The sequence below is a fragment of the Methylocystis sp. Sn-Cys genome, from assembly GCF_016745395.1.
GTDB classification, from domain to species: Bacteria; Pseudomonadota; Alphaproteobacteria; order Rhizobiales; family Beijerinckiaceae; genus Methylocystis; species Methylocystis iwaonis.
In genome coordinates this window covers 222,321-235,715 of record NZ_JAERVJ010000005.1, presented here as the reverse complement: position 1 = coordinate 235,715, position 13,395 = coordinate 222,321, and the positions used below count along the sequence as shown (strand labels likewise).

Annotated in this window: 11 protein-coding genes; 4 read left to right on the top strand and 7 right to left on the bottom strand. The window is 65.0% G+C overall.

The genetic code is table 11. From position 1 onward, the window contains the following. The first annotated feature begins 194 nt into the window (after positions 1–194). From JJT62_RS12380 to JJT62_RS12370, 3 genes are all read left to right on the top strand, one after another. Positions 195–986, top strand: a complete 792-nt coding sequence (locus JJT62_RS12380; protein WP_202073063.1) for a Spy/CpxP family protein refolding chaperone — start codon at positions 195–197, stop codon at positions 984–986. Between the two features lie 290 nt (positions 987–1,276). Continuing rightward, entirely contained in the window at positions 1,277–1,561 is a 285-nt protein-coding gene (locus JJT62_RS12375; protein WP_202073062.1) for a hypothetical protein, read from the top strand. A 113-nt stretch (positions 1,562–1,674) separates the two neighbouring features. Then, complete coding sequence (locus JJT62_RS12370; RefSeq protein WP_202073061.1) at positions 1,675–1,842, top strand: hypothetical protein; 168 nt, start codon at positions 1,675–1,677, stop codon at positions 1,840–1,842. 13 nt (positions 1,843–1,855) lie between these two features. Here the strand turns inward: JJT62_RS12370 and JJT62_RS12365 are convergent, their stop codons facing one another. Then, positions 1,856–3,529: a multicopper oxidase family protein gene (locus JJT62_RS12365; protein WP_202073060.1), complete on the bottom strand. Its 1,674-nt coding sequence runs from the start codon at positions 3,527–3,529 to the stop codon at positions 1,856–1,858. A gap of 230 nt (positions 3,530–3,759) precedes the next feature. On the opposite strand from JJT62_RS12365, the gene JJT62_RS12360 reads away from it, so the two are divergent. Then, entirely contained in the window at positions 3,760–4,782 is a 1,023-nt protein-coding gene (locus tag JJT62_RS12360; protein ID WP_202073059.1) for a TonB family protein, read from the top strand. 117 nt (positions 4,783–4,899) lie between these two features. Here the strand turns inward: JJT62_RS12360 and JJT62_RS12355 are convergent, their stop codons facing one another. From JJT62_RS12355 to JJT62_RS12330, 6 genes are all read right to left on the bottom strand, one after another. Further along, the gene (locus JJT62_RS12355; protein ID WP_202073058.1) at positions 4,900–5,679 is read right to left on the bottom strand and encodes a polyphenol oxidase family protein; all 780 of its coding nucleotides are present in this window, start codon (positions 5,677–5,679) and stop codon (positions 4,900–4,902) included. Between the two features lie 114 nt (positions 5,680–5,793). Next, on the bottom strand, positions 5,794–6,876 hold the full coding sequence (locus tag JJT62_RS12350; RefSeq protein WP_202073057.1) for a class I SAM-dependent methyltransferase: 1,083 nt from the start codon (positions 6,874–6,876) through the stop codon (positions 5,794–5,796). Further along, positions 6,873–7,697 carry a prolipoprotein diacylglyceryl transferase gene (gene lgt / locus JJT62_RS12345; RefSeq protein WP_202073056.1) on the bottom strand — a complete coding sequence of 275 codons (825 nt, stop codon included), beginning with the start codon at positions 7,695–7,697 and terminating at the stop codon, positions 6,873–6,875. The genes JJT62_RS12350 and lgt overlap by 4 nt, the downstream gene beginning before the upstream one ends. Before the next feature lie 172 nt (positions 7,698–7,869). Beyond that, positions 7,870–10,077 (bottom strand): 3-hydroxyacyl-CoA dehydrogenase NAD-binding domain-containing protein, encoded by a 2,208-nt coding sequence (locus tag JJT62_RS12340; RefSeq protein WP_202073055.1) that lies wholly within the window; start codon positions 10,075–10,077, stop codon positions 7,870–7,872. 144 nt (positions 10,078–10,221) lie between these two features. After that, the gene (locus JJT62_RS12335; protein WP_202073054.1) at positions 10,222–11,430 is read right to left on the bottom strand and encodes an acetyl-CoA C-acetyltransferase; all 1,209 of its coding nucleotides are present in this window, start codon (positions 11,428–11,430) and stop codon (positions 10,222–10,224) included. A 147-nt stretch (positions 11,431–11,577) separates the two neighbouring features. Then, positions 11,578–13,371, bottom strand: a complete 1,794-nt coding sequence (locus JJT62_RS12330) for an acyl-CoA dehydrogenase C-terminal domain-containing protein (protein WP_202073053.1) — start codon at positions 13,369–13,371, stop codon at positions 11,578–11,580. Between the last annotated feature and the right edge of the window lie 24 nt (positions 13,372–13,395).

Below are 13,395 nucleotides of genomic sequence, written 5' to 3'. Positions count from 1 at the left end.
TCGCCTGCAGCATTTCTGATAGCGCTTCGTGCGGCCGCTCTCGAGCGGCCGCATTTGTTTTTTGGCTTTGAAACCTGCCGCCTCCCGACCGATTTGACACGCGACAATAAGCGGGGCGCCGCCGAACGGCGTTCTGTGGCATTGTTTGAGATGGCGCGGCGGCCAAGACGCATTCAGGTACGAGGGAGAGAAAAATGAGAGCTCCGGCCATTTTTATGACGACGAGCGCGACCGCGCTTACGCTCGCCTGCAGCCTGGTTCTGGCGCGCGCCGAGCCAGTAGACCATTCAGCGCATGGAGCCGCCGCTCCCGCGCCGGTTCAATGGATCGACCCCGGCAAGGCGCAGACTCCCTCCGCCACCGTCGCTGAAGCGCCAACCGGCGATGCGTCGAAATCGGATGAGCACGCGGGCCACCATGGCGGCGGCGAAGGCATGGGCGGCATGGGACACGGCGGCGGCATGATGGGCGGCATGGGCGGCATGATGGGCGGAATGAACCACGGCGGCGGCGCAGAGCATGGCGCAGGCGCCGGCATGAGCGCCATGATGGGCAAGATGATGCATAAGATGATGTGCGGCTTCACCGAGCATCTCGATGGACGCCTTGCCTATCTGAAGGCGGAGCTGAAGCTCACTGATCAGCAGCAGCCGGCGTGGAACAGCTTCGCCGACGCGTGGCGCGCCGTGGCGCAGAAGGCGCAAACGGTTTGCGCGGCCGCGGAGGAGGCGCCGGATCATTCCAAGCCGCCTGTGCTCGCCAAGCTCTCGATGATGGAAAAGCACATGGCGAACCATCTCGAGATCGTGCGCGCGCAAAAAGCGGCGATCGAGCCGCTCTTCACCGCGCTTTCCGACGAGCAGAAGAAGATCGCCAGCGAAACCATGACGGGCATCATGAAGGTCGGCAAGTCCATGGGCGACGGCGGCATGATGGGGGGCATGGGCGGCATGATGGGCCACAGCGGCGGCGGCATGCAGCACTGAGTCCCCAATAACTCCAATAACGCCCGCCGTCATTGCGAGCGGAGCGAAGCAATCCAGGGCCGCGATGGGGCTCTGGATTGCTTCGTCGCTTCGCTCCTCGCGATGACGGCGGGCGCCTGCGTGAATTCATTTGCTTTCCCCGCGCCGCGGTGATTCCCCGCTACGGCCCTAAAGCCGTCACATTGTCCACGGCTTTATTGGCTGTCCGCTTGAGAGACCAAACCGCCATGTGCGGCGTCCCGGACTCGCGGGCGCTCGTTGAATGCGCCCATCCAAACCAAAGGACAGAGATGAAACGAATTCGCGTTCTCGCGTGCTTTGCGCTTGCCATGACGGCCGTCCCGGCGCTCGCCAAGCCCTCCGCCGTCGAGGCGGTCAGCGCCGTTCTTTCCCGCCCGACGCCGGTCGCCCGCAAGGTCGAGATCGGCCGCCAGGTCGCGCGCATGTGCAATGTGACGCTTTCCGGCGACGATCTGAACAAGGCGTCGGCCTTCGTCGAAGCCAATAGGGGCAAGGGCGCCGCCTGGGTGGCGGATCAGATCAGCAAGAGCGAGCTGAGCTACGTCTGCGACTGACCGATAGGACCGCGAGCCTTTAGGCTCGCATCCAAAAAAGCGGGCCTGAAGGCCCGCGGTCCTATGGTCTGCAGCTTGCTTCGTCGCCGTCGTCCGACAGCAAGAGCGCTCCCATGACCGTCGCAGAACTCATCAACAAGCTCCAGCAACTGCCGAGCGAAGCCGTGGTGCTGCTCGAAAGCGAGGCGGGGTTCGCCCGCATCGCCGGCGTTACTTTCGAAAAGAGCGCGACGGCCGGCCTTCCCGACGAGGTCGTTCTATATACCGACGCCGAAGAATAGGCCGGCGCGCGCGTCACTCCACCGAGAACTCGCGCATCATGCCCATGTCCTCATGTTCGAGGTTGTGGCAGTGATACATGAAGCGGCCCTTGAAATCGCCGAAGGGCTTGGCGATGCGCAGGCGTTCGCCTCCCGTGACGATGATCGTGTCCTTCAAGCCGCTGTCGATCAGCCCGTCCTTGAAGGTCGCATAGGCTTCCGGATCGTCGCCGGCATAGCTGCGGCTCAGCACCTCGAACGGCTGGCCGTGCAGATGGACGGGATGGGCCATATTCATCATGCCCATCATGCCCATACCGCCTCCCATCATGCCGCGGCCCATCATGCCGCCCCCCATGCCCATGCCTCCCATCATTCCGCCTCCCATCATTCCGCCGCCCATCATGCCGTGGCCCATGCCCATTCTGCCCATGCCCATGCCGCCGCCATGGTCGTGGAAAACCTCGAAGAGCTGCACGGTATCGACGGGCACGCGCTCGTTGTCCAAAAGTTCGTCGGGGGAATAAGTGCGGCCGTTGATCATCACCTGCATATGTCCCATGGACAAAGCGATGGGACGCGGATTGTCGCGATTGGCGATCTCTTCCGGGCGATGATGTTTGATCGTCGAAAGCTTCTCGGGAAGCTTCGGGCTGTCGCTCATGGCGCGCGTCACTGTAACAGTGAAGAGCGGATAGTCGTCGCCGACGATGAGCCCGCCGCTCATGCGCTGCGCCATGGGCGGCACGAGGCCGTCGAATTCCCCGCTGCGCATGACGAGCTTGGAGCCGACCGACCGGCCGCTGAAATCGACCCATAGGTCGAGGCGCGCGCCCGGCGCCATCATGGCGTAGGGCCGCGTTTCCGGCTTCTCCAGCAGGCCGCCATCGACGCCGATGATCGTCAGCGGCGTGCGGTCGTCCCATTGCAGCTTGTAAATACGCGCGTTGGAGCCGTTCAGGATACGCAGCCGATAGGCGCGGCTCGCGACATCGAGCCTGAAATCGGGGCGGCCGTTGACGAGGACGCTGTCCCCATAGAAGCCGAACATGCTGCGATGCATGCCGCCGCCATAGAAGAGCTGATTATCGTCGGTGAAGCTGCGGTCCTGGAGCACGATGGGGATTTCGAATTCGCCAGACGGCAGGCCGAGCGCGCGCTCCTCTTCGTCTTCCACGATGATGCCGCCGGCGAGCCCGCGATACACCTGAGTCGCTGTCGCCTCATGCGTATGCGGGTGGTAGAAATTGAAGCCGGCGCGATTGCGCATCTCGAATTCATAGACATAGGTCTGGCCGGGATCGATCGCGGCCATCGGATGGCCGTCCGCTTCCATCGGCACATGCAGCCCATGCCAATGCGTAATCGTCGGCTCAGGCAGCTCGTTCTTGAGCCTGATGCGAATCTTCTGGCCTTTCACGAATCGCATCACCGGGCCGAGATAGCTGTCTGGCAGGCTGGTCAGCGTATTGGCGGGGCCTTTGAGCAGATTGCCGGCGTAGCGCCAGACTTTGGTGGCGTCGCCGGAAAGAATCCGGACAGAATCGGTTTTGCAGGCGAGCTCGATGTCCACATCGGGATTGAAGCTCTCGGAAGCGGTTCTCGGCGGCATATGCGCCATGGCTTCGCCTCGGGCGAAGGAGGGAACTGTCAGGGCCGCAGCGGATAAGAGGAAATTGCGGCGCGTGAGGCCGAGGTTGTTGCGCATGATTCTTCCCTGGCGTCTGAGCGCTCACTTTCATTAGTTAATCCTGATATAAGTTGCGCGGGGCGCGCATAAAACCCCCGCTCAGCGTGGCGTCCTTCGGATCGTCCCCGATTAATCGCCCCGAAAAACGCCAGAAGATTTGCGAAGCAGGCGGGCCTTATGGCAAATTCCACCCCGATTTCACCCAGGTTGGCATAAAGCGGCCCCACCGGACGGGTTCCTCCACCGAGATGAACGAAACGGTCAGAGAAAAGCCGCGGGGCGTCGCGCTCGTCGCTGTCGCGATGGAGCGGCTGTTCGAGCCGCGCGTGGGCGGCCGGGCGCCGCGCCCGCGTTTCTTGGCCTTTGTTCTCATCGGCCTGCTGCTGCATCTCGCGATTCTCGCCTTTCTGCTGTGGGAGGATCGGAACGCGGATTTCCCGCCGCCCCCCGAAGAGATTCCCGTCGAGGTCATCACAGAGCCTCCGCCGCCTCCCGAGGAGAAGAAGGAGGAGCCGCCGCAGCCGCCCGAGCCCCCGCCACAGGAAAAGAAAGAGGAGCAGAAGCCGCCGCCCCCGCCGCCGCCGCCGGTGGAGGACGAGAAGCCTGCGACCGACGCGCCCAAGCTGGAGAGCAAGGAGAAAAGCGAGCAGAACACGCCGGAGGAGGCGAAGGAGGCCAAGACCAAGCGCAACGAGACGGAGAAATTCGCGCCCAAGGACGACAAGCCGCAGGGACTCAAGGACGGCGAGGACAATGCGGAAGGCGACAAAACGCCCGCGCCCACGCTCGACAAGCAAGTCGACGACAAGCCGGACGCCGAGATCATCGAGCGCGCGGAGAAGAGCCCAACGCCAACGGAGAAGCCCGAGCCCGCGGAAAACAAGCCGGCCAAGAAAGGCGACGCCATGTCGATCGCCGACCAGATCGCGGCTTTGGCGCCTTTGCCGGATTTCAAACTGGCGGCGCCGCCCAAGCTGTCGCCGGTCGCCGGCGGCCAGGCGAAGACGACCTATCTGACGATCCTCTATGGCCTCATCATGCCACATATGCGCATTCCGCCGCGCGTGCGCGCATTGCAGATGCCTTCTAAAGGGGTCGTGGCTTTTTATATCGACGAGCTGGGCAATCTCACCCATCAGGCGGTCTATAAATCGAGCGGCCTGCCCGATCTCGACTCCGCCGCGCTCGCCGCGGTGCGCGCCGCCGCGCCATTCCCCGCGCCGCCCCGAGGGCTGCCGCATTCCATGTTGTTCACTTACGCGACGAAGTAGCGCCCCCTCCCCAGCCCTCCCCCGCAAGCGGGAGAGGGAGCAAAGCGCGGCCTTAATCGACAACGCTGATCGCGAGCGTCCCCTCTCCCGCGAAGCGGGGGAGGGACAGGGAGGGGGTCATGCAATCAACGCAATCGCCGACACGAGCCGCCCATAATCTGGCTCCTTGCGATGCACGCTGCGGCGGTAGCTGAAGCAGCGCGCCTCGTCGGCGTAGGTGTCGATTCCCAGCGCCTGAAACGACGCGGCCTCCAGCCGCGCCACGCGATGGGCGATGAATCCCTGCAGGTCGAACATCGCATGGCCCTCACGAACTGAGGGCGCGAAGAAGCGTGCGTAACTCGCGTCTTCTTCTATGAAGCGTGCGGAAAACTCCGGCCCGACCTCATAGCTCGTCGCGCCGATGGCCGGTCCGAGCGCAATGTGGAGGTCGGCGCGGCGCGCGCCCTGCGCCTCCATGGCGGCGACGGTCGACTCGATCATGCCGGTGAGCGCGCCCTTCCAGCCCGCATGGCAGGCGCCGATCACGGCGGCGCGCGCGTCGGCGAAAAGCAGCATGCCGCAATCGGCGCCCGTGACGCCGAGCGCGAGCGCGGCTTCGCGCGTGACGAGCCCGTCGCAGCGCGGCCGCGTCTGCGGCGCCCAAGGCGCACTGACGACAAGCGCGTCGGCGGAGTGGATTTGATAGGGCACCAGCAGCCGCTCTGCCGCGACGCGAAGATGCGCGGCCATGCGCGCGCGGTTCTCGGCGACGCGCTCCGGCGCGTCCATCGAGCCGACCCCGCCATTAAGCGAGCCATAGACGCCTTCTGACACGCCGCCCGAGCGGGTGAAGAAGGCATGGCGCACGCCGGGCAAGTCGAGGTTGGGCGCGGTGAGGGCGGTGGGGATGGTCATCGTGAATCCTAGCCAAGCATCCCGTCATTGCGAGCGGAGCGAAGCAATCCAGGGCCACATCACGGCTCTGGTTTGCTTCGTCGCTTCGCTCCTCGCAATGACGGGGCGCGTTTATCACACAATGAAGCCCGGCATATCCGGCATGTCGGGGTGCGTCACCGCCATGACCTTGAACAAGGCCCCCATTTGCCGGCGCGGGTCCTGCGCGCCCGTCAGGCGGTCGAGCGCGTCGATGATGGCGCGCTGTTGCTCGGGCGTTGCGCGTTTCATCAGCGTTTCGGCGCGACGCTCGATGCCGAGCTGCAACAGGAAATGCGCCTGCGTCACCGGCCCCATCACTTTCGCCCCCGCCGCCCGGGCGGCGCGGGCGAGGGCGGCGAAATCCACATGGGTGGTCAGATCGGCTTCGCCGGGCGCGGCGAGCGGGTCGACATAGGCATGTTTCGCCACAGCCTGCAGGCTGTCGCCGAGCGACGTTTCGAGATAGCCGTAGTCGATCACGAGCAGCGCGCCGCCCTCGCGCACGAGCCGGGCGGCAATCTCGCTCATGATGCGTTGCGCGACGGCGCCAACCTCGACGATCGACCCCTCGCGCGCCGGGACGTTCAACGAGGCTTCGACCTGGTCGGACAGCCCGAAGATGAGTTCGCCCATTGCGTCGACGCCCACAAGCCGCTCGCGCCAGCCTTGCGCCGTCTTGACGTAATGGCGCACCGGCAGCGCGTCGAAGAATTCATTGGCGAGAATGATGGCGGGGCCCGGCGGCGTGTCGTTGACGTCGGCGCTCCAGCTCACGGGTTTGGGCGCGTCGGCCAGCGTCTGCTCCTGGATCGCGCGCAGCGCCGGGCTGGTTTCGACGAGATGCACGCTGATGGCGTCGAGGAAAGGCGGCGCAATGCGCGCGACGCGCAAGACGTCCGACATCAGCGTGCCGCGTCCGGGGCCGAGCTCGACGAGCCGCGCGGGAGAGGGCGTGCCCGCCATGCGCCAGGCTTCGCTCGCCCAGACGCCCAGCAGCTCGCCGAACATCTGGCTGATCTCCGGCGCGGTGACGAAGTCGCCGGCCGCGCCGAAAGGATCGCGCGTCATGTAATAGCCGTAGCTCGGATGGCCGAGGCAGAGGCTCATATAGTGTTCGAGCGTCATCGGCCCTTCATGGGCGATCAACGCGGCGATTTCCTGTTTCAGCGCGGTCATGCGAACGCGCTCAGGCGGCGCAGCGAGAAGAGGAGAAGGACCGCGCCGATGACGACGAGCGGAAGCGACAGGGCCATGCCCATGGTGAGGCCATTGGGCAGCGCTTCCTGCACAGGGTCCGGCTCGCGGAAGAACTCGCAGAAGATGCGCGCGGCGCCATAGAAGACACCGAACAGCCCCGTCACCAGTCCCGGCCGCCTCAAGGCGCCGCTGCGGGCGGCCAGCCACAGAAGGATGAAGAGCGCGACGCCTTCGAGCCCCGCTTCATAGAGCTGGCTCGGATGGCGGGGCATGTCGCCGGCGCCGGGGAAAACCATGGCCCAGGGAACGTCGCTGGGCCGTCCCCACATCTCCGGCTTGATGAAATTGGCGAGCCGACCGAAGAACAGGCCAATCGGCGCGACGGCCGCGCAAATATCCGAGATGGTGAGGAAGGGCAGGGCGCGCGCGCGGGCGAACAGCCACATGCCGATGATGCAGCCGATGAGCCCGCCGTGAAAGGCCATGCCGCCCTTCCAGGTTTGGAAGATCTCCAGCGGGTGGGCGAGATAGAAGGATGGATCGTAGATCAGCACATGGCCGAGCCGCCCGCCGATGATGATCCCGAGCGCGGCGTTGACCAGAAGATCGTCCACGCCCTCGCGCGTCGGTCGCGGTTGGTTCGGCGCCCAGAGCCGCTCGTTGGAGACGAGCGCACGTAGTCCCATCCAGCCGAAAATGAAACCGCCGATATAGGCGAGCGCATACCAGCGGATCGGCAGCGGGCCGAGATGGACCGCGACCGGATCGACGATGGGGAAGGGCAGGAGGAAGAAGGGCATGAAAAGGGTCCGGCGCGGCCCGGATGTCGCGCCGCGTTAAGCTTTCTAGCGGCGGCGCGTGAGGATGTCATGTCCCCCCACGTCGTCATTGCGAGCGAAGCGAAGCAATCCAGGGCCGCGATGGGGCTCCGGGTTGCTTCGTCGCTCCGCTCCTCGCAATGACGAAAGCGCTTTACGCCGCCTTCTGCTGTCCCCCGAACCGCCCGTAGAACGTCTCGCCCTTCGCCGCCATGTCGCGCAGAAGCTGCGGCGGCTCGAAGCGGGGGCCGTGCTTGGCGGCGAGCTTGTCGCACAGCGCCACAAAGGCCTTCGTTCCCATGCCGTCGATATAGCTCAGCGTGCCGCCGGTGAAGGGCGCGAAGCCGAAGCCCAGGATCGAGCCGACGTCGGCTTCGCGCGGATCGGTGACGACGCCCTCGGCGAGGGTGCGCGCGGCCTCGACCGCCTGCGTCACGAGGAAGCGCTGCTCGAGTTCCTTGACGTCGAGCGTGTCGGGATCGAGCTTCGCCTCGGCGAGCGCCGAGAGGCCGGGCCACAGGCTCTTCTTGCCGTCCGGGTGGTAGTCGTAGAAGCCCTTGCCGTTCTTGCGGCCGAAGCGGCCTTCTTTCTCGACCATATAGCCGAGCACGCGTTCCTGGGCGGGATCGATGGCCTTATCGCCGAGGTCTTTCTTTGTCGCCTGCAAGATCTTCCAGCCAAGATCGAGCGCAACTTCGTCGTTGAGCGACAGCGGCCCGACCGGCATGCCGGCCATGCGCGCGACATTCTCGATCATCGCCGGCGGCACGCCCTCGGTGAGCATGATCTGCCCTTCGCGCACGAAGTTCAGCACGCAGCGATTGGCGTAGAAGCCGCGCGTGTCGTTCACGACGATGGGCGTCTTCTTGATGATGCGGATGAAATCGAGCGCCGTGGCGAGCGCGCGGTCGCCGGTCTTTTTACCCACGATCACTTCGACGAGCAGCATCTTCTCGACCGGCGAGAAGAAATGGATGCCGATGAAATTCTCGGGCTTCTGCGCCGTCTCGGCGAGCGAGGTGATCGGCAGCGTCGATGTGTTGGAGGCGAAGATCACATCGCCGCCCACGACATCCTGCGCGCGCTTCGTGACGTCGGCCTTGACCGCGCGGTCTTCGAACACCGCTTCCAGCACGAGATCACAGCCCGCGAGCGCGGCGTAATCGGCGGTGGCGCGAACGCGCGCGAGCAGCGCATCCTTCTCCGCCGCCGTGGCGCGGCCCTTGGCGACGGAGCCCGAGATGAGCTTGTCGATCGTCGCTTTTCCCTTGTCGGCGCTCTCCTGATCGCGGTCGATGAGCACGACGTCGAGCCCGTTGAGCGCGCTGATATAGGCGACGCCTGCGCCCATGAAGCCCGCGCCGAGAATGCCGATCTTTTTGAGATTGGTCGGCGGAACGTCGGCGGGGCGATGGGCGCCCTTCTCCAGCTCGTTCTTCGAGAGGAAGAGCGAGCGGATCATGGCCGCCGCTTCCTTCGAGCGCAGAATATGCGCGAACCAGCGCGACTCGACGGTGAGGCCCTGATCCATCGGCAATTGCAGGCCTTCATAGACCGCATGCAGAATGGCGCGCGCCGCAGGATAGTTGTTGTAGGTCTCGCGGCGCAGAATGGCGTTGGCGGCGGGCCAGATCATCATGCCGGTCGGCGAGAACACTTTGCCGGAAGGATTCTTGAAGTCCTTCACGTCCCAGGGCGCCAGCGCCTTGCCGCCATTGACGATCCATGCGCGGGCGCGCGCGACGATCTCTTCGCGTGGCGCAACCTCGTGCACGAGCTTGGCGCCCAGCGCGGCTTTCGGCTTTGCCTGATCGCCGCGGAACAGGAATTGAAGCGCGTCGCCGGTCTGCATGATGCGTGCGACGCGCTGCGTGCCGCCGGCGCCGGGGAAGAGACCGACCTTGATTTCTGGCAGGCCCACTTTGGTCTTCTCGTCATCCGCCATCACGCGATAATGGCAGGCGAGCGCCAGCTCGAAAGCGCCGCCCAGACACACGCCGTTGATGGCGATGGCGAAGGGCTTGCCGCAGGTTTCGAGCTTCCGATAGAGCAGCGACAGCTTGCGCGAATTTTCGAAGAAGAGCTTGTTCGCCGCTTCCTCGCCTTGCTCCTTCAGCGCTTTGGCGTATTGCGCTGCGCCCTGCTGCAGCATGGAAAGATCGGCGCCGCCAGAGAAGGCGCTCTTGCCCGAGGCGATCACGCAACCCTTGATGTCGGCGTTGTTGACCACGGCGTCGATGACGGAGTCGAGCTCCGCCATCACTTCGGGGTTGATGACGTTCATCGAGCGGCCGGGCATGTCCCAGGTCAGGAGCGCAACGCCGTCGGCGCCGGTCTCGAAGCGGAAATTGGCGAGGTTCATTGTTTCGCTCCCAAAAGATCTGTTCGACTCCCTCTCCCGCTCGCGGGAGAGGGTGGCCCCGCGAAGCGGGGTCGGGTGAGGGCCCTCATCCGTCATGCCTTCGGCATGGCGCCTTCTCCCGCGCGCGGGAGAAGGAGGGGCGCGTCACACCCGCTCGATAATCGTCGCAGTTCCCATGCCCGCGCCGATGCAAAGCGTCACTAGCGCCGTCGATTTGTCCGTGCGCTCCAGCTCGTCCAAGGCGACGCCGACGAGCATCGCGCCCGTTGCGCCGAGCGGATGACCCATGGCGATGGCGCCGCCGTTCGGATTCACTTTCGCGGGATCGAGATCGAAAGCCTGCAGGTAACGAAGCACGACAGCGGCGAAAGCCTCGTTGATCTCGATGAGGTCGATGTCGTCGAGTGTCATCCCTGAGCGCGCGAGCACTTTCTTGGTCACGTCCACCGGGCCCGTCAGCATGATCGCCGGCTCGGAGCCGATATTGGCGAAGGCGCGAATTTTTGCGCGGGGCTTCAGACCCAGTTTTTCGCCGGCTTCCTTCGAGCCGACAAGCACGGCCGCCGCGCCGTCGACGATGCCCGATGAGTTGCCGGCGTGATGCACGTAATTGAGCTTCTCGATCGCCGGATAGGCCTGGATCGCCACAGCGTCGAAGCCGCCCTGCTCGGCGAAGAAGCCAAACGAGGGCTTCAACGCCGCGAGCGACTGCATATTGGTGTCCGGCCGCATATGTTCGTCGCGGTCGAGGATGGTGAGGCCGTTCACGTCCGTCACCGGCACGACGGATTTTGCGAAGCGCCCTTCCGTCCAGGCGGTCGCGGCGCGCTTCTGCGATTCGACGGCAAAAGCGTCGACGTCGTCGCGCGAGAAGCCGTATTTTGTCGCGATGAGGTCGGCCGAGACGCCCTGCGGCATGAAATAAGACGGAATGGCGATGGTCGGATCGACCGGCCAGGCGCCGCCCGAGGCGCCGATGCCGACGCGGCTCATGCTCTCGACGCCGCCGCCGATCGCGAGATCGTGCTGGCCCGACATGATTTCGCCGGCCGCGAAATTCACCGAGTCGAGGCCGGAGGCGCAGAAGCGGTTGATCTGCACGCCGGGCACTTTGTACGAATAGCCTGAGGCGATCGCCGAGGCGCGCGCAATGTCGCCGCCCGCTTCTCCGACAGGATCGACGCAACCAAGAATAACGTCGTCGACCTCGACGCCGGCAAGATTGTTGCGCTCCTTGATCGCCGTCAGCGCCGTATTGGCGAGGCCGAGCGAGGAGACCTCATGCAGCGAACCATCCGGCTTGCCGCGCCCGCGCGGGGTGCGAACGGCGTCGTAGATATAGGCTTCGGGCATGGTGTTTCCTCTTTCTTATCGCTTTCCCCTCTCCCGCTTGCGGGAGAGGGTGGCCCTCGCGTGAGCGAGGGTCGGGTGAGGGCCCTCATCCGTCGCGCATTCGCGCGACACCTTCTCCCGCGAGCGGGAGAAGGGGATTCGTTTTGCTTAAAACATCTCCGGCGCCAGTGACATCATCGTGTCGGCGCCGCTCACGATGCGCGCGAGGCGCAAGCTCGTCTCGGGCAGCATGCGTTCCATATAGAAGCGCGCGGTCGTCAGCTTCGCCTCCATCAGCGCCGCCGTCTCGGGCTCGCGGACCTTCTTCTCCAAAGCCGCCGCGGCGATCTTCACCCACATCAAAGCGAGCGCGACGCGCCCCAAGAGATGCATATAGTCATAGGACGCGGCCCCGGCGTTGTCGGGCTTCGCCATGGCGTTCTGCATCAGCCACATGGAAGCCTTCTGCAGATCGGCGAGCGCCGCCTGCGCGGGCGCGACAAAGGGCTTCATCGCCTCATTGGCGCTATGGCCGCCCAAAAGCTCCGCGCCCTCCTTGAAGAAGGCCATGATGGCGCGCCCACCCTCGCGCGGCAGCTTGCGGCCGACGAGGTCGAGCGCCTGAATGCCATTGGCGCCCTCGTAGATCATGGCGATGCGGGCGTCGCGCACGAACTGCTCCATGCCCCATTCGCGAATGTAGCCATGGCCGCCGAAGACCTGCTGCGCCTTCACCGCGTTCTCAAAGCCGACGTCAGTGAGCATGCCTTTCAAAACCGGCGTCATCAGGCCCAGGCGATCGTCCGCCGCCTGTCGCGCCGCCGGATCGCCGGAGCGATGCGCAATGTCGCTGTCGAGCGCGGCGGAGAGCGCCAAAGCGCGCGCCGCCTCGTTGAAGGCTTTGATCTCGAGCAGCATGCGCCGCACGTCGGGGTGTACGATGATCGGATCGGCTTTCTTCTCGGGGTATTTCGGCCCCGCCAGCGCGCGGCCCTGCAGGCGCTCCTTGGCGTAGGCGAGTGCGTTTTGGTACGCGACCTCGGACTGCGCGAGCCCCTGCATGGCGACGCCGAGCCGCGCCTCGTTCATCATCACGAACATGGCGTTGAGGCCGCGATTGGCCTCGCCGATGAGATAGCCGGTCGCGCCGTCGTAATTCATCACGCAGGTGGCGTTGCCGTGGATGCCCATCTTCTCTTCGATAGAGCCGCAGGAGACGCCGTTGCGTTGCCCAAGCGACCCGTCGGCGTTCACCAGCACCTTTGGGACGATGAAGAGCGAAATGCCTTTCACGCCCGCCGGCGCCCCCTCGATTCGCGCCAGCACGAGGTGGATGATGTTCTCGGAAAGATCATGCTCGCCGGCGGAGATGAAAATCTTCTGCCCGGTGATGGCGTAGGCGCCGTCGCCGCGCGGGACCGCCTTGGTGGTCAGCAGCCCCAGATCCGTGCCGCACTGCGGCTCGGTCAGATTCATCGTGCCGGTCCAGCGGCCTTCGATCATCGCCGGGGCATAGAGCTTCTTCTGCTCCGGCGAGCCATGCGTCAGCAGCGCCGCCAGCGCCCCTTGCGTGAGGCCCGGATACATGGCGAAGGCCATGTTCGCCGATGAGGCGAACTCGCTCATGACCATGGTGAGCGAATAGGGCAGGCCCTGGCCGCCATATTCCGGCGGCGCCGAGAGGCCGATCCAGCCCCCGCCGGCATAGGCCTCGAAAGCCGATTTGAAACCCGCGGGCGTTGAGACGCTCCCGTCTGGATGGCGCTTGCAGCCATTGGCGTCGCCGGAGGCGTTGAGCGGCGCGAGGACCTCTTCGCAGAGCTTGCCGGCTTCGCCGAGAATTTGCCCCGTCAGATCGGGGGAGGCGTCCGCGAAGCCCTCCAGATTGCCGAATCGTTGAATGTTCAGGACGTCATTGAGCAGAAACAGCGTGTCGTCGACGGGCGCTTTATAGCTCGGCATCAAGGGCTCCTTGCAGATTCCCCG

Bases quoted from the DNA above. Each gene is read 5' to 3' on its own strand.
- JJT62_RS12380 (WP_202073063.1), top strand. From the start codon at position 195: ATGAGAGCTCCGGCCATTTTTATGACGACGAGCGCGACCGCGCTTACG.
- JJT62_RS12375 (WP_202073062.1), top strand. From the start codon at position 1,277: ATGAAACGAATTCGCGTTCTCGCGTGCTTTGCGCTTGCCATGACGGCC.
- JJT62_RS12370 (WP_202073061.1), top strand. From the start codon at position 1,675: ATGACCGTCGCAGAACTCATCAACAAGCTCCAGCAACTGCCGAGCGAA.
- JJT62_RS12365 (WP_202073060.1), bottom strand. From the start codon at position 3,529: ATGCGCAACAACCTCGGCCTCACGCGCCGCAATTTCCTCTTATCCGCT.
- JJT62_RS12360 (WP_202073059.1), top strand. From the start codon at position 3,760: ATGAACGAAACGGTCAGAGAAAAGCCGCGGGGCGTCGCGCTCGTCGCT.
- JJT62_RS12355 (WP_202073058.1), bottom strand. From the start codon at position 5,679: ATGACCATCCCCACCGCCCTCACCGCGCCCAACCTCGACTTGCCCGGC.
- JJT62_RS12350 (WP_202073057.1), bottom strand. From the start codon at position 6,876: ATGACCGCGCTGAAACAGGAAATCGCCGCGTTGATCGCCCATGAAGGG.
- lgt (WP_202073056.1), bottom strand. From the start codon at position 7,697: ATGCCCTTCTTCCTCCTGCCCTTCCCCATCGTCGATCCGGTCGCGGTC.
- JJT62_RS12340 (WP_202073055.1), bottom strand. From the start codon at position 10,077: ATGAACCTCGCCAATTTCCGCTTCGAGACCGGCGCCGACGGCGTTGCG.
- JJT62_RS12335 (WP_202073054.1), bottom strand. From the start codon at position 11,430: ATGCCCGAAGCCTATATCTACGACGCCGTTCGCACCCCGCGCGGGCGC.
- JJT62_RS12330 (WP_202073053.1), bottom strand. From the start codon at position 13,371: ATGCCGAGCTATAAAGCGCCCGTCGACGACACGCTGTTTCTGCTCAAT.